Below are 19,444 nucleotides of genomic sequence, written 5' to 3'. Positions count from 1 at the left end.
TGAATAAATATCTTCGTAAATGTGATTTTACGAAATATTCACTAACCTTCATTCTTCGCTGCACCAGACCACTGGAATTCCGCTTTCGCTTAGGCCGCCTCTAAGTCGGTACTTCCAGGAGTCTGTCAGTAATGAGTAATGCTCAATCCTCTGCGCTATCCGTTGCACCCTGGCCTCAGGTGCGTGTTCCAGCAGAGGTTTTGGATCTTGGCGTTCCACTGCGTCATGCGCTGGGCACGCTACGCCACAGGCCGGTGGCATCCAGGTCCGTGCTCAGTCGTCGTGAGGCTGTCCTGCTCGGCATTTTCGCGCTGGTACTCCACGGTGCCGTGTTGCATTGGCTGAGTCAGCGGCCCGAGCCGGTACTGCCGCAAGTGCCGGTGGAAATCCCACCGATGACCATCGAATTTGCCGCCCCGTCGCCGCCACCGGAGCCGGTGCGGCCTCCCGAGCCTGTCGTCGAGCCGCCACCACCACCGCCACCGGTGGTCGATGAGCTGGCGGTCAAGCCGCCGCCCAAGACGGAACCGCCGAAGCCCAAGCCGCAGCCGCCGAAACCGAAGCCTGCGCCCAAGCCCTTGCCGAAACCGGTCGAGCCTGCGCCTGCACCGCCAAAGGCCGAGGCGCCTCCAGCGCCGCCCGCGCCACCAGCACCCAAGCCTGTGACCGAGACGCCGCCGTCGGCCAACGCTGCCTACCTGCGCAACCCGGCGCCGGAATACCCGTCCCTGGCGCAGCGTCGTGGCTGGGAAGGCACTGTGTTGCTGCGCATCCGCGTGCTGGCCAACGGCAAGCCCGGTGATATCCAGATCCAGACCAGCAGTGGCCGTGACGTGCTCGACCAGGCCGCTGTGAAAGCGGTACAGCGCTGGAGCTTCGTACCGGCCAAGCGCGGCGATGTCGCTCAGGAAGGCTGGGTCACGGTGCCACTGGATTTCCGCCTGAACTGACGCGCGCGGCAAATACCTTTTCCCTGGGCCCGGAAAATCCGCGGCCGAATCCCGTCATCGACACATCGCTTTGCGAGGACCGCACCATGAACCTGCTAGCCGACTCTCCTTTCGCCTCAGTCGAACACTCCGTCATCTGGTTGTTGATTGGCTTTTCTGTCGTTACCTGGGGCCTGGCCCTGATCAAGGCCATCCAGTTCACCCGTCAGCGCCATCAGGATCGCAAATTCCAGAAGCTGTTCTGGTCCGCCACCAGTCTCGACTCGGCCGCCGAACTGGGCCACAACCAGTCCGGCGCCGTGGCGCACGTCGCCCAGGCCGGCTTCGCCGCCATCCAGGTGCCGGACGGCCAGCAGCCGGGTGACCTGAGCCAGGCGATCAACCATCAGGATCGCCTCGAGCGCGCCCTTCGTCAGCAGATCCAGCGCGAGCGACGCTCTCTTGAATCGGGCCTGGCGGTGGTCGCCTCCATCGGTTCTACCTCACCCTTCATCGGCTTGTTCGGCACCGTGTGGGGCATCATGGAGGCGCTCAAGGGGATCAGCGCGGCGGGTAACGCCAGCCTGGAGACCGTCGCCGGGCCGATCGGTGCCGCGCTGGTCGCCACCGGGGTCGGCATCGCCGTCGCAGTGCCGGCGGTGCTGGTCTACAACTACTTCCTGCGTCGCCTCAAGCTCACCGCCGCCGATCTCGACGACTTTGCCCACGACTTCTACAGCCTGGCGCAGAAGAGTGCTTTCAAGGTCATCGTCCACCCAGGCGCCAAGCGCGGCGGCATCGTCAGCGGTCAACCTGTGAAAGAGGCGGTGTGACATGGCGTTTTCGACCCAGGACAACGACGAAGTACTCAGCGAAATCAACGTCACGCCGCTGGTCGACGTGATGCTGGTGCTGTTGGTGGTGTTCATCGTCACTGCGCCGCTGCTGACCAACTCGATCCCGATCAACCTGCCGAAGACCGAAGCCGTGGCCCCAGCCGATCAGAAAGACCCGCTGGTGATCAGCATTGACGGTGACGGCAAGCTGTTCATCAACAAGGACGAGATCCAGCCGGCGCTGCTGGAAAGCAGTCTGATCCAGGCCAAGGCCGACGACGCCGAGCTGAAAGTGCAGCTGCAGGCTGACGATCAGGTCGAATACGGCTCGGTGGCCAAGGCCATGGCCGCCATCGAGCGCGCTGGCATCACCAAGCTAGCTGTGATCACTGCCCGCTGAGTGCAGCGTCGGTAATCACGCAAGAGCGCGATTCGTCCAGGGCGGATCGCGCTTTTTTATGAGCAGTGCTTCGATGCTGCATTCCGGGGTGACACAGCCTTCGGTCAGAATCATTCTATTAGTTCGAATTCCAACAGGTTGCTGGCTTTACCGCTTCACTAGCGAGTGCTATTTTCGCAAATGAAAATGTCACATAATTGTCACATTCGCTTGTGCAGCTAAAACAATAACCGGAGCCTTTGGATGTTCGCCTTCTTCCGTCCTGCCCCCCATCGGGAACAATTGCCCGATGACCAGATAGACAGCACCTACCGCCGCCTTCGTTGGCAGATCTTCGCCGGTATCTTCATCGGATACGCCGGCTACTACCTGCTGCGCAAGAACTTCTCACTGGCGATGCCCTACCTGATCGAGGAAGAGGGCTATACCCGCGGCCAGCTTGGCTTGGCGATGTCGGCAATCGCCATTTCCTACGGTTTGTCGAAATTCCTCATGGGGCTGATCTCCGACCGCTCCAACCCACGCTATTTCCTACCGTTCGGCTTGATGGTGTCGGCAGGGGTGATGTTCGTTTTCGGTTTCGCGCCCTGGGCTACTTCCAGCGTGACCATCATGTTCATCCTGCTGTTCATCAACGGCTGGGCTCAGGGCATGGGCTGGCCGCCCAGCGGCCGGACCATGGTGCACTGGTGGTCGCAGAAGGAGCGTGGCGGGGTAGTCTCGGTATGGAACGTCGCTCACAACGTGGGCGGTGGCCTGATCGGCCCATTGTTCCTGCTCGGCATGGGCCTGTTCAATGAGTGGCATGCAGCGTTCTACGTACCGGCCGCGGTAGCGATGCTGGTCGCCGTCTTTGCCTTCGCGACCATGCGTGATACGCCGCAATCGGTCGGCCTGCCGCCGATCGAGAAGTACAAGAACGACTACCCGGAAGGCTACGACGATAGCCACGAGAAGGAGTTCAGTACCAAGGAAATCTTCGTCAAGTACGTGCTGCGCAACAAGATGCTGTGGTTCATCGCCCTGGCCAACGTGTTCGTCTACCTGCTGCGCTACGGCGTGCTGGATTGGGCGCCGACCTACCTGAAAGAGGTCAAGCACTTCACCGTTGACAAGACCTCCTGGGCCTACTTCTTCTACGAGTGGGCGGGCATTCCCGGTACGCTGCTGTGCGGCTGGATGTCGGACAAGGTGTTCCGTGGCAACCGCGGCCTGACCGGTGTGGTGTTCATGGGCCTGGTGACCGTGGCAACCGTGGTTTACTGGCTGAATCCGCCGGGTAACCCGGTCGTCGACATGGCCGCGCTGGTCGCCATCGGCTTCCTGATCTATGGCCCGGTGATGCTGATCGGCCTGCATGCGCTGGAGCTGGCGCCGAAGAAGGCTGCCGGTACGGCGGCTGGGTTCACTGGCCTGTTCGGCTACCTGGGCGGTTCGGTCGCGGCGAGCGCGGCGATGGGCTATACGGTCGACCACTTCGGCTGGGATGGTGGTTTCGTGCTGCTGATCGGTGCTTGCCTGTTGGCCATCGTGTTCCTGATCCCGACCCTGTGGCACAAGCAGGCGCCTAGCGAAGTACGCGCGTCCTGATCGCATGGCCGAGCGCGTGGCACCTGCTGCGCGCTCGTCCCGTTCCTGTTTCCTTCTTTTCTCTGGCCCATGTCGAGGCGCAATGCCCGGTAGCCATCTCTTCTGCAAGCCGATTCGCGCATTCACCGATTACCCGCAAAGCGATACGCGGGCCCTCTCAGCACACATTCTCATGATGGCGGTACTGGCTCGGCGGCATGCCGAACCAGCGCATGCTCGCCTTGTGAAAGCTGCTCTGGTCGCGAAAACCCAGCGTCGCCGAAATGTACTTGAGGCTGCGTGTGGAGTTGCGCAGCAGGTTGTGCGCCAGCTTCAGTCGTGATTCTTCCTGCAGCTGGATGAAGCTGACCGCCTCGCGTTCCAGTGCTTTCTGCAGGCCGCGTTTGCTGAGCAGCAGGGTGTTGGCGACCTCGCTCAAATCCATGTTGATGCCCAGGGTGAGCTGTTTCGAAAGCAGGCGCTCCACCCGCGCGGCCACAGAACCGTTGACCAAGTCGTCGAGGCGCGATTGCGCGTATTCCTGATGCATGACGTGCAATGCTGCATCGGCCGTCGGCAGGGCGATGGCGGCATCCCGTGCCCTGAAGATCAAGCTGTTGTGCGGCGCCGAAAAGCGCAGGTTGTCGCCGAATAGCTGGCGTAAGCGGCTGGTATCGGCGGGTTGCGCGTAGGTGAACTCGGCGCCCAGTGGCCGTGGGCGTTGATGAGGCGTCAGCCAGTGGACGACGCCGAGCGTCAGCGCGGCGCCGGCATCGATGAAGGCCCGCGGTGCTGGTATGGGCGAGGTGCCGACTTCCAGGCCGATCAGTTTCAGGGTGTCCTGGCGCTGCTCGAGCAGATAGTGCGAACCGTTGGTGATCAGCGGGTGGTAATCCACCATCAGCTTCAATGCGGTGCCCAAAGTCGGGCTGGACATCATCGGGTAGCACTGAGGGCCCAGGGCGCTCGGGTGGGCGTGGGCATAGGTGCCGAGGCCGATGTCAGGGTTGGCGGTCTGCTCGCTGGCCTGGCCGAACAGGCTGTATACCTGGGCCAGGGTGATCGGCGCGCCACTGCTCAGGGCCTGGAGCAGTTGTTGGTCGAGCTTTCTCGGGTCGACACCTTGTTCGAGAAAGGTCTTGGCCATCACCTGGAAACAGTTGCTTGTCACTGTGTACATCGCGTGTCCTGGAATGCCGCTGGCAGTGAAGTGAACAGGAAATGCACGTGCGGACAACAAACGGGCTTATGGGAACACTGGTCGCGAAGCCGCTGCGCTGGGAGCATAGGCATCCTGTTCATGGTACTCCCGCTTACCTAGGCAGGCTCCGCAGTGCCGCCGCGGCGCCAGCCCTCGCGCTTCTCTCGAGCCATGAGGCCGAATAGCCGCCTTAAGAACCGCCGAGGCGCTGTCGAGCAGCCTTGCACCTTATTCCAGTAGGGGATGCGATCTTATCGAATAGTGGCGACAAACCGCCACAAGCAAACGTTTGCGGTTGCCCGCCACGTTGATCAGTCATGGAAAATCCTGGAATGCCTTCGATGTTTGCAGCGCGCCCGATGATCAGCCTGGACGCCATTTCCGAAGTCACTGCGTCATCCGATGAAGCGCGCGTGCGCTACTTCTATGCGCAGTTGCAAGGCGGCCGGTTCCACCTGGCCTTTCAGCCGGTCAAGGCGGCGGCCGATACCGAGCACGCGCTTTATCAGGAAGGCCTCCTGCGCAGTGACGGCGAGCCCCTGGGCTTCAACCCGTTCGCGATACTGGAGCGCAATCAGTCGATGCGCCGTCTCGATCGCAGCGTCGTTGACGCCATCATCGACCTTCTGCAGCGTCACCCGTCTCTGACCCTGGGATGCAACGTTTCCGCACAGAGCGCCAGGCTCGATTACCACTGGGAGCAGGTGCTGCAGCGCCTGGCCGACGGTGATATCGCCTCGCGCCTGGTCATCGAGATTACCGAAAGTTCGGCGCCAATCAGCCACGATCAGGCCGTCGAGTTCGTCCACCAACTGCGCAGCACCGGCTGCCACGTGGCCATCGACGACTTCGGATCGGGCTTCGGCACCCTGGCCTTCATCCAGCAGGCCCAACCCGACATCATCAAGATCGATCAGGGCTATGTGCAGCGCGCCCGGCGCTCCTCGCAGCATGTCAGGACGCTCAGGCACCTGGTGGGGCTGTGCAACACCCTGGCCGCCCATGTGGTGGTCGAAGGTATCGAGACCGCCGACGACCTGGCGATCAGCCGTGAATGTGAAGCCCAGTGGGTGCAGGGCTTCCTGTTCGCCCGGGCGCAGAAGCTGATCGATGGCCTCGATGCGCCCTGCGTGCTGAAAGCCGTTTGAGCCCGTTCAGTCACCGTCTCCAGAATGCTCCGGTATGGAAATGATCCAGGCATGAAAATCCTGCAGGTGGACTCGAGCATCTCGGGCGAAAGCTCATTGAGCAAGGACTTGTCTGCCATCGCAGTCACCCATTTGCGCTCCATCTATCCGCACGCCGAGGTGCTTTATCGGGACCTGGTAGAGGCCCCCATCAATCACATGACCGGCCCGATCTTCGCGGGTTTTGGTGGCCATTGGGGCGGAGAATTCGACGCCGCCACGCAACAGGAACATCAGTTGTCCGAGCAACTGGTGGGCGAGTTTCTGGCCAGCACTATCCTGGTGATCGGCGCACCGATGTACAACTTCTCCATCTCGACCCAGCTCAAGGCCTGGCTCGATCGCATCGCCCAGCAGGGCCGCACGTTCAATTACACGGAGAACGGTACAGTCGGTCTGGCGAGCGGCAAGTGCGTGATCTTGGTGTCGGCCTGCGGCGGTTTCTATTCCCACGGCTCGATGATGCAGATGGACTTCCAGGAGCCGTACCTGCGCGGCTTCTTCAAATTCCTGGGCATCACCGATATTCGTTTCGTGCGGGCCGAAGGCGCGCTCAAGGGCGAACTGGAGCGCAGCGAGGGCATCAGGGTCGCCAAGGCGGCGTTGTCGCGGGTTTACTGATCAGCCAGATGCTGCTGACCGCCAGGTCCGGTTACCGTCGCTTGCGCGGGGGCTGACCGACGTCACCGTGTGCCGATAACCGGTTGCGCCTGGTGCATCAGGCTGCGGCGGAACGCCGGGTCATCCAGGTAGGCCACATTGAGCCGCGTCCAGGGCACCGGGGTGTGGCGATTGACGGCGAAGATCGATCCCGGCGCGAGCATCACGCCCTGGGTCAGGCAATGGCGGGTCAGGACATTGGCGTCATCGATACCGGGGAAGCGCGCCCATAGGTAGAGGCTTTGTTCCGGCCGGCAAAACACCTCGGCACCCAGTTCATCGAGCACCGCGAGACCGCGTTGGGTGGCGGCGTGCAGGCGATCCTGCAGGCGTGACAGGTGCCGCAGGAAATGTCCTTCGCCGAGGATCACCTCGATGGTGCGCTCGCTGTATTCGGCTCCGCTGTTGTGCAGCAGCATCTTCAGGTCGGCCAACTCCTCGATGCGTTGTTTGCTGCCGGCGATGAAGCCGACACGCAGGGCCGCGGAAATCGATTTGGAAAAACTGCCCAGGTAAAGGGTACGTTCGCACTGATCCAGCGCCGTCAGTTTGGTTGCCGAGCTGGGCTTGAAATCGGCCATGGCGTCGTTCTCCACCAGTAACAGGTCATGCGCTTGGGCAATCTGTAGCAGGCGGTGGGCCTTGGCGGGGGAGATGTCCGAGCCGGTGGGGTTGTGGCCCACGGACTGCAGGAAGAACAGCTTGGGCCTTTCCCTTTTCAGCACCCGCTCCAGTGCATCCAGGTCCGGCCCGTCGGCCTCACGTGGCACGCCGAGCATGCGTGCGCCCTGCAGCTGCAATTTGCCGAACAGCGGGTAATAGCCGGGGTCTTCGACAAGCACGGCATCGCCGGGAACGACGTAGCGGCGGATGATCAAATCCATGCCGTGGTTGGCGCCCAGGGTGGTGACCAGTTGCCTGGGCGAGACGGCGATACGGTAATCCGCCAGCTTCTGCGCCAGGCGCTGGCGCAGACCTGGGTTACCCAGCCGCGTGCCGTAGCGAAACAGAGTGGTCACGCCACCGCGCACCACCTGGCGGTGAAATTTGTCCAGGCGCATGTCCATCAGCCATTCGACCGGTGGAAAGCCCTCGCCGAGGTGCGAGTGGCCGGGGTCGCGGACGAACTGCTGGCGCATCATCCAGATGGTGTCCAGCGCGCGGGTGTAGGGCTGCGCTTCGTCATCCTCGACACTGGCTCTGACGGTACTGCAGACGAAGAACCCCTTGCCGTGGCGGGCCTCGACCAGGCCCTGGGAGGCCAGGTGCTCGTAGGCGGTGATCACCGTGTTCTTGGAGTGCCCGTGCAGACGCATGTACTCGCGCAGCGAGGGCAGTTTGCTGCCCGCCAGCAGGGCGCCATCGGCAATCTGCCTGGCGATGGCAGCGGCGACTTTCTGGGCGAGAGTCTCTCTTGGCATGGCGCAAACCCTGGGTACAGGAATGAAGTGTCCGGGCAAACTGTACCTTCTTTCAGGGATACAGTGCGGCTAACGTTCGTTTCAACCAAGAACAAACGACTCCCCGAGGAGCGCCCATGTCGATCGATTCCCGCCTGCCCGATTTCCGTAACCTGTCCCCCGCAAAACGTCTCGAACACGTGCAGCATCTGCTTGGCCTGTCCGCCGAGGAAGTCGCGCTTTTGCGCGATGCCGGAGCGCTGCCACTGGAGATTGCCGACGGCATGATCGAGAACGTTATCGGCAAGTTCGAGCTGCCCTATGCCCTGGCCAGCAACTTCCGTATCAACGGCCGGGAGATGCTCATTCCACTGGTGGTGGAGGAGCCCTCGGTGGTTGCGGCGGCCTCTTTCATGGCCAAGCTGACCCGCCCGGCAGGTGGCTTCCAGACTTCCAGCAGTGCGCCGCTGATGCGTGCCCAGGTGCAGATCATCGGTGTCAGCGATCCCTACAACGCGCGGCTCAGCCTGCTGCGCAACAAGGACGAGATCATCACCCTGGCCAACAGCAAGGACCAGTTGCTGAACAGCCTGGGCGGCGGGTGCCGTGATATCGAGGTGCATACCTTCATCGACAGCCCGCGCGGGCCGATGCTGGTCGCGCACCTGATCGTCGACGTGCGCGACGCCATGGGCGCTAACACCGTGAACACCATGGCCGAGGCCGTGGCGCCGCTGATGGAGCAGCTCACGGGCGGCAAGGTGCGCCTGCGCATTCTCTCTAACCTCGCCGATCTGCGCCTGGCGCGTGCACAGTTGCGGATCGCCCCGGAGCATCTGGATACCGCCGAGTACAAGGGCACCGAGGTCATCGAAGGGGTGATCGATGCCTATACCTTCGCGGCCATCGATCCGTACCGCGCTGCGACCCACAACAAGGGCATCATGAACGGCATCGACCCGCTGGTGGTGGCCACCGGCAACGACTGGCGGGCCGTGGAGGCGGGTGCCCATGCCTATGCCTGCCGCAATGGCCATTACGGCTCCCTGACCACTTGGGAGAAGGATCGCGAAGGTCATCTGGTTGGCACCATCGAGATGCCGATGCCGCTCGGCCTGGTCGGTGGCGCCACCAAGACCCATCCGCTGGCGCAGCTGTCGTTGCGCATTCTAGGCGTGAAAAGCGCTCAGGAGTTGGGCGAGATCGCCGTCGCCGTCGGCCTGGCGCAGAACCTTGGTGCCTTGCGTGCCTTGGCAACCGAAGGTATCCAGCGTGGCCATATGGCCCTGCATGCACGCAATATCGCGCTGTCGGCCGGTGCCCGTGGCGATGAGCTGGATTGGCTGGTCAAGCGCATGGTCGAGACCCGCGACGTACGCGCCGACCGCGCCGAGGCGTTGCTGCGCGAAAAGCGCGGGCAATGAGCATGGATGCGGTAAGACTGGTGGAGGTCGGCGCGCGCGACGGCCTGCAGAACGAAGCCCTGACCCTGCCGGTCGAGGTGCGCGTGGCGCTGATCGAACGGCTGGTTGCGGCCGGGCTGCGAACGCTCGAGGCCGGCGCGTTCGTGTCGCCGCGCTGGGTGCCGCAGATGGCCGACTCCGACCAGGTGCTGCGCCGCCTCGGGCAACGCCCAGGGGTGACCTATACGGCGCTGGTGCCCAATCTTCAGGGGCTGGATGCGGCGCTGCAGGCGGGTTGCCGGGAGGTGGCGGTATTCGCCGCGGCTTCCGAGGCGTTTTCGCAGAAGAACATCAACTGCTCCATCGCCGACAGCCTGCAGCGTTTCCAGCCAGTGCTGGGCAAGGCGCTGGAGCAGGGCGTGGCAGTACGCGGCTACGTTTCCTGCGTGCTCGGTTGCCCGTTCACTGGCGAGGTGCCGGTGGCGGATGTGGTGCAGGTCGTACGCGCGCTGCATGCCATGGGCTGCTACGAGATCAGCCTTGGTGACACCATTGGCAGAGGCACGCCGGGCAAGACCAGGGCGCTGCTCCAGGCCTGTGCCAGCGAGGTGCCCATCACGGCACTGGCCGGGCATTTTCACGATACTTACGGCATGGCAGTGGCCAATGTCCAGGCTGCTCTGGAGGCCGGGGTAAGGGTGTTCGACAGCTCGGTATCCGGGCTGGGTGGCTGCCCGTATTCACCCGGCGCCACCGGTAATGTGGCAACCGAAGAGCTGGTTTACCTGCTCGAGGGCCAGGGCCTGGCAACTGGCGTGGACCTGTCGGCGCTGCTCGAAGCCGGCGCCTTCATCGACGCGGCGCTGGGCAAACCGTCGGCTTCCAGAGTGGCCAACGCCATGCGCAACAGGGCCCTTTGATCGAATAGAACATCAACCCGGAACAGATACGGCCAGCCGCGACAAGCATCAGGTCGCGTTGCCCGCATCACTCCGCCCACTCACTGGCCGAGCGCACGTTGGTGTTTCATGCAGGCGCCTCGGCGCGCCGGCGGCGACGTGCCGAAACAGGAGAACCCATGAATTCACTGACCGATGCACTGACGAGCTTCGCCAGAACCGCCGGCCCTCTGCAGGGCGTGACCATCCTCGACCTCACCCGCGTCGTCGCCGGCCCATACTGCGCCATGCTGCTGGCCGACATGGGCGCCACGGTGATCAAGATCGAAAACCCCGCCGACCCCGACCTGACCCGTGAATTTCCGCCGCTCAACCGAAGCAGCGCCGAGCCGGTGAGTGGCTTCTTCGCCCAGTTCAACCGTAACAAGATGGCGGTTGGTCTCGACCTCAAGAAGGCCGAGGGCAAGGCCACCTTTCTGGACATGGTGCGCAAGGCCGATATCGTCATCGAGAACTTTCGGCCCGGCACCATGGCCAAGCTGGGGTTGGGCTACGAGGTGCTCAGGGAGGTCAACCCCGCCATCGTGTTCACGGCCATCAGTGGTTTCGGCCAGTACGGCCCGAATTCGCTGCGGCCTGCCTTCGACAGCAGTGCCCAGGCCAGCGGCGGCTTGTGGTCCATGAATGGCACGGTGGAAGAACCGATGCGCGTGGGCACGGTGCTCGGTGACCTGTCCGCTGCGCTGTATGCGGCCATCGGCACCCTCGGTGCGCTGCGTGAAGCTGAGCGTACCGGCCAGGGCCAACTGGTCGACGTATCGCAGCAGGACTCGATCGTCTCGCTCACCGAGAACGCGCTGGTGACCTACACCGAAACCGGCAAGGTCACGGTGCCGGAGGGCAATGGCCATCCGTTCGTGCGCCCCTACGGACGCTACGCCTGCAAGGATGGCTACGTGTTCTTCGGTGCCTACACCGACAAGTTCTGGCGCGAGGCCTGTCTGACCTTCGGTGACGAGGCGATGGCCAGCGACCCCGAGGTCGACAGCATGGCCAAGCGCTTCGAGGCCGACATCTACCTGCGCAAGGTCAAGCCTGCCGTGGAGCGCTGGCTCGGCGCCCACACCAAGGCCGAACTGGAAGCCATGACCGGTGATCGCTTCCCCTTGTCGCCAATCAAGAGCATCGATGAAGTGGTGGCCGATCCCCACCTGCGCGAACGCGACATGGTGGTGCCCGTTGACTGCCAGGGTGCTCGCTTCGAGGTGTTCGGCAACCCCATCAAACTCTCTGGTGGCACTCTGGAACGCGATGCCAGCGCGCCGGCGGTCGGCCAGCACAACGCCTCCATCTATCGCCAGTGGCTGGGCCTGGATGAAGCCGAATACGCCGAGCTGGTCCGGCTGGGGGTGATCTGATGGAGAGTCTGATCAGCGATGCGGCGCGGCGCAGCATCGGCACCTCGCTGCCGCCGTCGCGCTTCGAGGTGAACCGCAACGACATCAGAAAATATGCGGTAGCCACCGGGCAGCGCCAGCGCCGCTATCTCGACGGCGACGAAGCGCCGCTGTTGTTCCTGTTCAGCGCGATGATGCCGGTGCTGCCGTTGGAGCAACTGCTGGAAGACGGACACAAACCCGACGACCCGCTGATTCCCGAGTTGCCGCTCAAACGCATCATGGCCGGCGGCAGCGAATACCAGATGCACCGCAGGATATTCGCCGGCGACGTGCTGCTTTGTCGGCAGACCCTGCTGGACATCTACCAGAAACAGGGCGCCGACGGGCCGCTGATCTTTCTGGTGTTCGAGAACCGTTTTGAAACCGAATCAGGTGAGCCGGTAGTGACCGAGCGCCTGACCCGGATCGCGAGGTGAGCATGGCCAGGCAGATGATCAGAGCAGGCCAACGGCTGCCTGAGCGCGAGTACCGGCCTGGTACCGTGCAGTTGTTCTTGTACAACGCGGCCATCTGGAATGCCCACCGCATTCACTATGACCTGCCTTATGCCCAGCAGTGCGAAGGGCATCCGGCACTGTTGGTGGACGGCCCGTTGCAGGGTGATTGGCTGACTCAGTTGGTGTACGACTGGATGGAGGAGGGCGATGAACTGCTGAGTTTCCAGTACAGCAATCGCCGCGCCGGTTATCTCGGCGATGTGCTGACCGCCGTCGGTGAAGTCATCACGGTGGAGGGCGGGCAGGTGACCCTGGCGTTGCGCCTAGCCAACCAGGCGGGCCAAGTGATCACCCAGGCAAGCGCCAGCGTACGCCTTGCCCACGCGCAATGAACAGGAGATACGACGGGCGCCATGGCAGGCGCCTGACATGCACACGAAGCTGACCTTGCGGTCGCCAACCAGCTGCTTCCTCAATAACAACAAGAGCCCGAAAGGGCGGGGGACACCATGAGCCAAGAGCTTGCCAGACCGGCCGCGACACCGCCTAGCGCGGACGCGGCGCGCAACACCGACAACCTCTACGAGGTGTGGGGCGACACCGTCGATGCCAGGCATCTGGTGTTGGCCATCATCGTCAGCGCCATCGTCAGCCTGGGGGCTTATGGGCTGGCGCTGTTGATACTCGGTGGCCTCGTCGAATCCGCGCAGATGGCCAAAGCCTACGCCATGCTCTTCGGCATTCTCGGTTGCCTGGGCGGTGGCGCGATCAGCGCCATGCTGTTCAAGCCCAAGCGCGATGTGGTCGAGCACGTGGCGGACCCGGCTTTTCGCGAGCAGGTGGTGGATGACCTGCTCAAGGAGTACGGCAGCCTTGGCCGCCTCGAGGACACCTCGCCGGAAGTGGTCGCCGAACTCCACGAACTCGGCCTCTACGAGTTGTTCCGCGACGCCCAGGCCCGCGAAGAACAGGCCCGCGAGCAGAGTGCAGAGGTCGACGTGGATACGCGCGATTCCCTGGCCCTGAGTGGAGGGCGCCCATGATGGAAGGCCTGCTCTATGAGATTCTCATGGCCCTGGCGCTCGGCCTGTTCGGCGCCGTGCTGTTCTCCGCCATCGGCCTGGTATCGGGTACCGACGAAACCACCACCCTGGCACCGCTGACCATGCTCGTGGTGCTGCTCGGCGCGCCGCCGGCCGGCATTCTCACCTTCTTCCTGGCCGGGGCAGTGGCCAAGCATATGACTCACGCGGTACCCACCGCCTTGCTGGGCATTCCCGGTGATACCTCGGCGACCGCGCTGATCGGCGACGCCAACCACCTGCGCCGCCTCGGTGTACCTCACGTGGCGTTGCGCAAGATGATTTCCGGTGGCGCGGTGGCGGCCGTCATCGCGGTGCCGCTGGCGGTGCTGTTCGCCGTACTGCTGGCGCCGTTCGGTGACGTGATCAAGCAGTTCGCCCCCTGGGTGTTCCTCTGCGCCGCCTTCACCATCGCCTACTTCTCGGCCGGGCGCTGGGCCTCGGTGCTGGCCTTGCTGCCGTTCGTGCTGGTGATCGTCGCCCTGCAGACGCTGACGGCCCAGTACGGCGTCAAGCTGGCGGTCAGTTATTTCCTCGGTATCGCCGTGGCCCCCCTGATCACCTCGCTGTTCTCGATGCTGGCGCCAGCCGAGCGTGAACGCATGCGCCGCGATGAGTATCGGGTGTTCTCCCTGGCACCGGACATGAAGGGCTGGCGCGGTTACTTTCCCAACCCGTTGCGGGTGATCAATAAACGCCAGACACGTATGACTGCCATGGCGGCGAGCGTGACCAGTGCCACCTTCGTGTTCAGCCCGGTGGCCATGACGGTGATCATGGGCGAGCTGATCGGAGCGCGTATCAAACAGGCCTACGAGCGTCTGACCACGGTGATCACCGCCCGTAATGGGGTCACCGAGTCGACCTACATCGCCGAGGCGCTGATCCCGCTGATCGCCTTTGGCCTGCCGCTCAGCCCGGTGGCCGCAGGGCCGGCGGCGCCGCTATTCAACGCACCGCCACGCTTCACCGTCGACAACGCCACCGGTGAGGTCAATAACCTGCATAACCTGCTCAACAACTGGGAGTTCTTCGGCTACGGCATGATGGCCGTGTTGGTCGCCATTCTGATCGCCTATCCCTTCACCATGAACTTCGCCCACCAGGCGGCTTCCTTCGTCTCGCGCAGGATCAGCCACGAGGCGGTGATCGCCACCTTCATCGGCTTGGTGCTGGTGGTCGGGATCTGGGAGGGCGGCCTGCTCGGGCTGCTGGTGATCGTCACCATCGGCCTGCTCGGCGGCTTTCTGGGGCGCTTCCTGGGCTTCAATATCGGCGTGCAGTTCATGGGCTACTACACGGCGGTACTCAGCGTGCCTGCGTTGATCGCCCTGTTGAACTGAACGAGCAGGGGCGTGCAGCTTGTGCCAGCACGCCCCTGTTCATCAGCGCTGCGTTGCAGGTGAGGCATCCGCCCGCGCCATGCCAGCGTCCGGCCAGCCACCGCCCAGGGCCCTGAACAGGTCGGCCAGGGCCAGTTGGCGATCGGTGCTGACCTGGATCAGGCCGGTCTGGTCGTTGAAGCTGCTGCGCTGTGCATCGAGGTAGCGCAGGTGGTCGTCCACGCCGCCCCGGTAACGCGCTTCGGCCAGGGTTTCCGCGGCTCGGCTGGAGTCGGCCAGAGCGCTTCGTGCGGCTTCCTCGCGGCGCAGCGTGTCGGTGGCGGCCAGGGCATCGGCGACCTCCCGGAAGGCGGTCTGGATGGTACCTTCGTAGTCGGCCACCGCTGCATCCTGGCGCACTTCGGCAAGATCCAGGTTGGCGCGGTTGCGCCCGCCCGCGAAGATCGGCAGCGACAGCGTCGGTGCGAAACTCCAGGCCCGTGAGCCGCCGTCGAACAGTCCGGACAGCTCGGTGCTGGAGCTGCCTAGCGAGCCGGTCAGGGTGATGCGCGGAAAGAACGCCGCACGGGCCGCGCCGATGTCCGCGTTACGCGCCTTGAGGCGATGCTCGCTGGCCAGGATGTCCGGGCGCCGTTCGATCAGCGCCGAGGTGGTGCCGGGAGCGACGTCCTGCAGTACCAGGCGCTCGTCGCGGGGCACACTGGGCAATCCTTGCAGGGCATCCGGTGTACCGAGCAGCAGCACCAGGGCGTTGTCGGCCTGGCGCAGCTGACGCTGGATGCTTTCTCGCTCCGCCTTGGCCTGCTCGGCGAGGCCCACCGCTTCCTGGTAATCCAGCGCCGTGGCGGCCCCCGCTTCACGGCGTTTGCTGACCAGTTCCAGGGAAGCCAGGCGGCTGTCCAGGGTCTGCTCGACCAGGGCTTGGCGGCGCAGCGCGCCGTCGCGGGTCAGGTAGGCCTGGATCACCTCGGCGATCAGGCTGATCTGCGTGGCGCGGGTCGCCTGCTCGGTGGCCAGGTAGCTTTGCAGTGCCGACTCGGAGAGGTTGCGCACGCGGCCGAACAGGTCGACTTCGTACTCGGCCAGGCCCAGGCCAACCTGGTACACGCTGGTCACCTCCGAACGCCCGGTCTGCGACTGGTCGGCCGGCAAGCGTTGGCGGTTGCCGCTGGCATTGGCGTTGATCGACGGCAGACGATCGGCACGTTGGATACGGTACTGGGCACGGGCCGCTTCGATATCCAGCAGCGCCTGGCGCAGGCTGCGGTTATTGCCGAGCGCGGTTTGCACGGCATTGCGCAGGTCGGCATCGACGATGAAGGTCTGCCAGTCCAGCGCTTGCGCGCTGGTACCGGTCGCCTGGGGGGCGCTCCATTGCGCTGTCACTGGCGCCTCGGGGCGTTCGTAGCTGGGCGCCAGGGAACAGCCGGCGAGGGCGACGGCCAGGGCCAACAGGGCAGGGCGCAGCAGGGTCGTGGAGGTCATGGCCTTACTCCGCCTTGTGCAAGGGATGATGGTCGGTCTGCTTGGGCTTGGTGCGCAGCAGCGACAGCACCCAGACGAAGAAGATCGGCACGAAGATCACCCCCAGCAACGTCGCGCTGAACATGCCGCCGAGCACGCCGGTGCCGATGGCACGCTGGCTGGCGGCGCCGGCGCCGGTGGCGATCACCAGTGGCACCACGCCGAGCATGAAGGCCATGGAGGTCATGATGATCGGCCGGAAACGCAGGCGGGCAGCTTCGATGGCGGCATCGCGCAGTGAGTAACCGTCCTCCCACAGGTCCTTGGCGAACTCGACGATGAGGATCGCGTTCTTCGCCGCCAGACCGATCACGGTGATCAGACCGACCTTGAAATACACATCGTTGGGCAGGCCGATAGCCGTCACCGCGAGTACCGCACCGAGGGCACCCACCGGCACGATGAGCATCACCGCCAAAGGAATCGCCCAGCTCTCGTAGAGCGCGACGAGGAGTAGGAACACCACCACGATGGCCAGGGCGAAGAGCATCACCGCCTGGCCGCTGGCAACCTTCTCCTGGTAGGAGAGGCCGGTCCACTCATAACCGATGCCTTCCGGCAGGTCGGCGGCGATGCGCTCCAGCTCGGCCATCGCCTCGCCAGTGCTGACCCCCGGCGCGGCGTCGCCGGAAATGCGGATCGACGGATAGCCGTTGTAGCGGGCGACCTGCACCGGTCCTTGTTCCCACTGGGTGGTCACGAAGGCGCTCAGTGGCACCAGATTGCCGCTGTCGTTGGGCACGTGCAGCTTGAGCACGCTGTCCGGGGTCATCCGTGCGCCTTGCTCGGCCTGCACGACCACGCGCTGCTGGCGGCCAGCGTTGGCGAAGTCGTTGATCACCGAGGAGCCGAAGGCGGTGGACAGCGCATTGCTGATCGACTCGAAGCTGACGCCCTGGGCGCGCGCCTGCTCGCGGTCGATGACCAGGCGCAGTTGCGGCGCCTCGGCCAGGCCTTCCATCATGCCGTAGAGGAACAGCGGGTTGCCGTTGACCTTGCCGAGCACTTCGTCACGGGCTGCCAGCAGCGCTTCGCGGCCAAGGCCGCCGCGGTCCTGCAGACGCAGTGCGAAACCGCCGGAGTTGCCCAGGCCTTCGATCGGTGGCGGCGGAACGGCCATCATCGCGCCGTCGTCGAGGTTGGCGAAGCGGCCGTTGACTGCGGTCGTCTCAGCCTCGACCGATTGCTGCGAGTCGCGCTCGGACCAGTCCTTGAGCAGCGGGAACGCGATGGCAGCGTTCTCGCCCATGCCCGAGAAGCTGAAGCCCAGCACCAGGAACGAGGTCGCCACGGCTTCGCGGGAGGCGAGGAATTCCTCCAACTGTTTGCCGGTCGCCGAAGTGCGCTCGCGCGTAGCGCCGGGCGGCAGTTGGATGTCGACGATCATGTAGCCCTGGTCTTCGACCGGCACGAAGGATTCCGGCAGGCGCAGGTAGAAGAAACCCATCAGCACCACGATGCCCAGATAGATGAACATGAAACGTCCGGCACGCGGTACAAGCTTGCTATTGAGCTTGGTGTAACGGCCGGTCAGCCCGGTGAACTTGCGGTTGAACCAGCCGAAGAAACCGGTCTTCTCGTGATGCCCCTGGGGGATCGGCTTGAGAATGGTGGCGCACAGCGCCGGCGTGAAAGTCAGTGCCAGGAAACCCGAGAACAGGATCGACACCGCCAGCGACAGCGAGAACTGCTGGTAGATCACGCCCACCGAGCCGGCCATGAACGCCAGCGGCAGGAACACCGCCGACAGCACCAGGGTGATGCCGAGGATCGCCCCGGACACCTGGCCCATCGCCTTGATGGTTGCCGGCACCGGCTCCAGGCCTTCTTCGGCCATGATCCGTTCGACGTTCTCCACCACCACGATGGCGTCGTCGACCAGGATGCCGATGGCCAGCACCATGCCGAACATGGTCATCATGTTCACCGAGAAGCCCAGCAGGTACATGAAGGTCAGGGTGCCGAGCAGGCACACCGGCACCACGATGGACGGAATCAGCGTGTAGCGCACGTTCTGCAGGAACAGGAACATCACCAGGAACACCAGCACCATGGCCTCGATCAGGGTCATGATGACTTTTTCGATGGCCACGTCGACGAACCGCGAGGTGTCGTAGGGCACCGAGAACTGCACGTTGTCCGGGAAGTTGGCGGACAGCTCGGTGAGGCGCTGCTTGACCGCCTCGGCGGTCTGGATGGCGTTGGCGCCTGGCGCCAGCTGCACGGCGGCGGCCACGGCCGGTTTGCCGTCCTGGCGCGAGCCGAAGTTGTAGTCCTGACTGCCAACCTCGATACGCGCGACGTCGCCCAGGGTCAGGCGCGAGCCGTCCTGGTTGGCGCGCAGCACGATGGCGGCGAATTCCTCGGGATTGTCCAGGGTGCCCTTGACCGCCAGGGTCGCGGTCAGCTCCTGCTCGGCGCTGCCCGGCGTGCTGCCGAAGGCACCAGCTGGCACCTGCACGTTCTGGGCGCGGATGGCGTTGTTGACGTCATCGATGGACAGCCCGTAACCGACCAGCTTCTGCGGATCGATCCACACGCGCATGGCCGCTTCGGAGGCGAAGAACTGCAGCTTGCCGACACCGGTAACGCGGCGGATCTCGTTGTTGATGTTGCGCGCCGCATAGTCGGCCAGGGCCGTGGTGTCATCGTTGGCGCTGCCGTCCTTGTAGCTCAGCGCGTAGATCAGCAGAAAGCCCGCAGTGGCCTGTTCGGTCTGAATGCCCAGGGTTAGCACGGCCTGGGGCATACGCGCCTCGGCCTTCTTCAGGCGGTTCTGCACGTCGACCTGGGCCAGCTCCGGGTCGGTACCCGGCTGGAAGGTCACGGTGATCTCGGCGATGCCGTTGGCGTTGCTGGTGGACTCGAAGTACAGCAGATTCTTGGCGCCGTTGAGCTCTTCCTCGATCACGCTGGTGACCGAATCGGTCAGCACCTGGGCCGAAGCGCCCGGGTAGGTGGCAGTGACGGTGATCTGCGGCGGCGCGACGTTGGGGTACTGCGCCACCGGCAGGAAGGGGATGGCCAGCAAGCCGCCCATGGTGATGAACAGCGCGACCACCCAGGCGAAATTCGGGCGCCGGATAAAAAACAAGGACATGTCGGGTGCTCCGG

General features: G+C 64.0%; 17 protein-coding genes. 13 read left to right on the top strand and 4 right to left on the bottom strand.

Annotation, left to right across the window (positions count from 1 at the left end; genetic code table 11):
* Window positions 1–131 precede the first annotated feature (131 nt).
* From BVH06_RS11515 to glpT, 4 genes are all read left to right on the top strand, one after another.
* On the top strand, window positions 132–950 hold the full coding sequence (locus tag BVH06_RS11515) for an energy transducer TonB (protein WP_075934166.1): 819 nt from the start codon (window positions 132–134) through the stop codon (window positions 948–950).
* Window positions 951–1,036: 86 nt separating this feature from the next.
* Window positions 1,037–1,762, top strand: coding sequence for a MotA/TolQ/ExbB proton channel family protein (locus BVH06_RS11510; RefSeq protein ID WP_075929519.1), 726 nt, complete (start codon window positions 1,037–1,039; stop codon window positions 1,760–1,762).
* A gap of 1 nt (window position 1,763) precedes the next feature.
* Window positions 1,764–2,165, top strand: a complete 402-nt coding sequence (locus tag BVH06_RS11505) for a biopolymer transporter ExbD (RefSeq protein WP_075934165.1) — start codon at window positions 1,764–1,766, stop codon at window positions 2,163–2,165.
* A gap of 243 nt (window positions 2,166–2,408) precedes the next feature.
* A complete protein-coding gene (gene glpT, locus BVH06_RS11500; protein WP_075934164.1) occupies window positions 2,409–3,755 on the top strand; it encodes a glycerol-3-phosphate transporter in 1,347 nt (448 codons plus the stop codon).
* 157 nt (window positions 3,756–3,912) lie between these two features.
* Here the strand turns inward: glpT and BVH06_RS11495 are convergent, their stop codons facing one another.
* Complete coding sequence (locus BVH06_RS11495; RefSeq protein ID WP_075929516.1) at window positions 3,913–4,914, bottom strand: AraC family transcriptional regulator; 1,002 nt, start codon at window positions 4,912–4,914, stop codon at window positions 3,913–3,915.
* A gap of 380 nt (window positions 4,915–5,294) precedes the next feature.
* Between BVH06_RS11495 and BVH06_RS11490 the strand changes: the two genes are divergently transcribed.
* Both BVH06_RS11490 and BVH06_RS11485 read left to right on the top strand, forming a co-directional pair.
* A complete protein-coding gene (locus BVH06_RS11490; RefSeq protein ID WP_075934255.1) occupies window positions 5,295–6,083 on the top strand; it encodes an EAL domain-containing protein in 789 nt (262 codons plus the stop codon).
* 51 nt (window positions 6,084–6,134) lie between these two features.
* Window positions 6,135–6,743 carry an FMN-dependent NADH-azoreductase gene (locus tag BVH06_RS11485; RefSeq protein WP_075934163.1) on the top strand — a complete coding sequence of 203 codons (609 nt, stop codon included), beginning with the start codon at window positions 6,135–6,137 and terminating at the stop codon, window positions 6,741–6,743.
* A 62-nt stretch (window positions 6,744–6,805) separates the two neighbouring features.
* On the opposite strand, the gene BVH06_RS11480 is transcribed toward BVH06_RS11485, so the two are convergent.
* Window positions 6,806–8,203: a PLP-dependent aminotransferase family protein gene (locus BVH06_RS11480; protein ID WP_075934162.1), complete on the bottom strand. Its 1,398-nt coding sequence runs from the start codon at window positions 8,201–8,203 to the stop codon at window positions 6,806–6,808.
* A 116-nt stretch (window positions 8,204–8,319) separates the two neighbouring features.
* Here BVH06_RS11480 and BVH06_RS11475 point away from each other — a divergent pair, with 116 nt between their 5' ends.
* The 7 genes from BVH06_RS11475 (at window position 8,320) to BVH06_RS11445 (ending at window position 14,806) form a co-directional block, all read left to right on the top strand.
* Complete coding sequence (locus tag BVH06_RS11475; protein ID WP_075934161.1) at window positions 8,320–9,606, top strand: hydroxymethylglutaryl-CoA reductase, degradative; 1,287 nt, start codon at window positions 8,320–8,322, stop codon at window positions 9,604–9,606.
* Window positions 9,603–10,505 carry a hydroxymethylglutaryl-CoA lyase gene (locus tag BVH06_RS11470; RefSeq protein ID WP_075929512.1) on the top strand — a complete coding sequence of 301 codons (903 nt, stop codon included), beginning with the start codon at window positions 9,603–9,605 and terminating at the stop codon, window positions 10,503–10,505. Before BVH06_RS11475 ends, BVH06_RS11470 begins: the two co-directional genes overlap by 4 nt.
* Window positions 10,506–10,663: 158 nt before the next feature.
* Window positions 10,664–11,902, top strand: coding sequence for a CaiB/BaiF CoA-transferase family protein (locus BVH06_RS11465; RefSeq protein WP_075934160.1), 1,239 nt, complete (start codon window positions 10,664–10,666; stop codon window positions 11,900–11,902).
* Window positions 11,902–12,360: a MaoC family dehydratase N-terminal domain-containing protein gene (locus tag BVH06_RS11460; RefSeq protein WP_075934159.1), complete on the top strand. Its 459-nt coding sequence runs from the start codon at window positions 11,902–11,904 to the stop codon at window positions 12,358–12,360. The genes BVH06_RS11465 and BVH06_RS11460 overlap by 1 nt, the downstream gene beginning before the upstream one ends.
* Before the next feature lie 14 nt (window positions 12,361–12,374).
* Window positions 12,375–12,773, top strand: a complete 399-nt coding sequence (locus BVH06_RS11455; RefSeq protein WP_218189090.1) for a hypothetical protein — start codon at window positions 12,375–12,377, stop codon at window positions 12,771–12,773.
* Window positions 12,774–12,890: 117 nt separating this feature from the next.
* A complete protein-coding gene (locus BVH06_RS11450) occupies window positions 12,891–13,424 on the top strand; it encodes a hypothetical protein (RefSeq protein WP_139315624.1) in 534 nt (177 codons plus the stop codon).
* Window positions 13,424–14,806, top strand: a complete 1,383-nt coding sequence (locus BVH06_RS11445; RefSeq protein WP_177345393.1) for a tripartite tricarboxylate transporter permease — start codon at window positions 13,424–13,426, stop codon at window positions 14,804–14,806. The genes BVH06_RS11450 and BVH06_RS11445 overlap by 1 nt, the downstream gene beginning before the upstream one ends.
* Window positions 14,807–14,848: 42 nt before the next feature.
* Here BVH06_RS11445 and BVH06_RS11440 read toward each other — a convergent pair whose 3' ends face one another.
* A complete protein-coding gene (locus tag BVH06_RS11440; RefSeq protein WP_075934157.1) occupies window positions 14,849–16,291 on the bottom strand; it encodes an efflux transporter outer membrane subunit in 1,443 nt (480 codons plus the stop codon).
* 4 nt (window positions 16,292–16,295) lie between these two features.
* Window positions 16,296–19,430 (bottom strand): efflux RND transporter permease subunit, encoded by a 3,135-nt coding sequence (locus BVH06_RS11435; protein WP_075934156.1) that lies wholly within the window; start codon window positions 19,428–19,430, stop codon window positions 16,296–16,298.
* Window positions 19,431–19,444 lie beyond the last annotated feature (14 nt).

The organism is Pseudomonas sp. PA27(2017) (assembly GCF_001945445.1).
Lineage (GTDB): Bacteria > Pseudomonadota > Gammaproteobacteria > Pseudomonadales > Pseudomonadaceae > Aquipseudomonas.
The sequence above is the reverse complement of the archived record's forward strand: the minus strand, read 5'-3'. Positions and strand labels throughout refer to the sequence as shown.

Bases quoted from the DNA above. Each gene is read 5' to 3' on its own strand.
- BVH06_RS11515 (WP_075934166.1), top strand. From the start codon at position 132: ATGAGTAATGCTCAATCCTCTGCGCTATCCGTTGCACCCTGGCCTCAG.
- BVH06_RS11510 (WP_075929519.1), top strand. From the start codon at position 1,037: ATGAACCTGCTAGCCGACTCTCCTTTCGCCTCAGTCGAACACTCCGTC.
- BVH06_RS11505 (WP_075934165.1), top strand. From the start codon at position 1,764: ATGGCGTTTTCGACCCAGGACAACGACGAAGTACTCAGCGAAATCAAC.
- glpT (WP_075934164.1), top strand. From the start codon at position 2,409: ATGTTCGCCTTCTTCCGTCCTGCCCCCCATCGGGAACAATTGCCCGAT.
- BVH06_RS11495 (WP_075929516.1), bottom strand. From the start codon at position 4,914: ATGTACACAGTGACAAGCAACTGTTTCCAGGTGATGGCCAAGACCTTT.
- BVH06_RS11490 (WP_075934255.1), top strand. From the start codon at position 5,295: ATGATCAGCCTGGACGCCATTTCCGAAGTCACTGCGTCATCCGATGAA.
- BVH06_RS11485 (WP_075934163.1), top strand. From the start codon at position 6,135: ATGAAAATCCTGCAGGTGGACTCGAGCATCTCGGGCGAAAGCTCATTG.
- BVH06_RS11480 (WP_075934162.1), bottom strand. From the start codon at position 8,203: ATGCCAAGAGAGACTCTCGCCCAGAAAGTCGCCGCTGCCATCGCCAGG.
- BVH06_RS11475 (WP_075934161.1), top strand. From the start codon at position 8,320: ATGTCGATCGATTCCCGCCTGCCCGATTTCCGTAACCTGTCCCCCGCA.
- BVH06_RS11470 (WP_075929512.1), top strand. From the start codon at position 9,603: ATGAGCATGGATGCGGTAAGACTGGTGGAGGTCGGCGCGCGCGACGGC.
- BVH06_RS11465 (WP_075934160.1), top strand. From the start codon at position 10,664: ATGAATTCACTGACCGATGCACTGACGAGCTTCGCCAGAACCGCCGGC.
- BVH06_RS11460 (WP_075934159.1), top strand. From the start codon at position 11,902: ATGGAGAGTCTGATCAGCGATGCGGCGCGGCGCAGCATCGGCACCTCG.
- BVH06_RS11455 (WP_218189090.1), top strand. From the start codon at position 12,375: ATGATCAGAGCAGGCCAACGGCTGCCTGAGCGCGAGTACCGGCCTGGT.
- BVH06_RS11450 (WP_139315624.1), top strand. From the start codon at position 12,891: ATGAGCCAAGAGCTTGCCAGACCGGCCGCGACACCGCCTAGCGCGGAC.
- BVH06_RS11445 (WP_177345393.1), top strand. From the start codon at position 13,424: ATGGAAGGCCTGCTCTATGAGATTCTCATGGCCCTGGCGCTCGGCCTG.
- BVH06_RS11440 (WP_075934157.1), bottom strand. From the start codon at position 16,291: ATGACCTCCACGACCCTGCTGCGCCCTGCCCTGTTGGCCCTGGCCGTC.
- BVH06_RS11435 (WP_075934156.1), bottom strand. From the start codon at position 19,430: ATGTCCTTGTTTTTTATCCGGCGCCCGAATTTCGCCTGGGTGGTCGCG.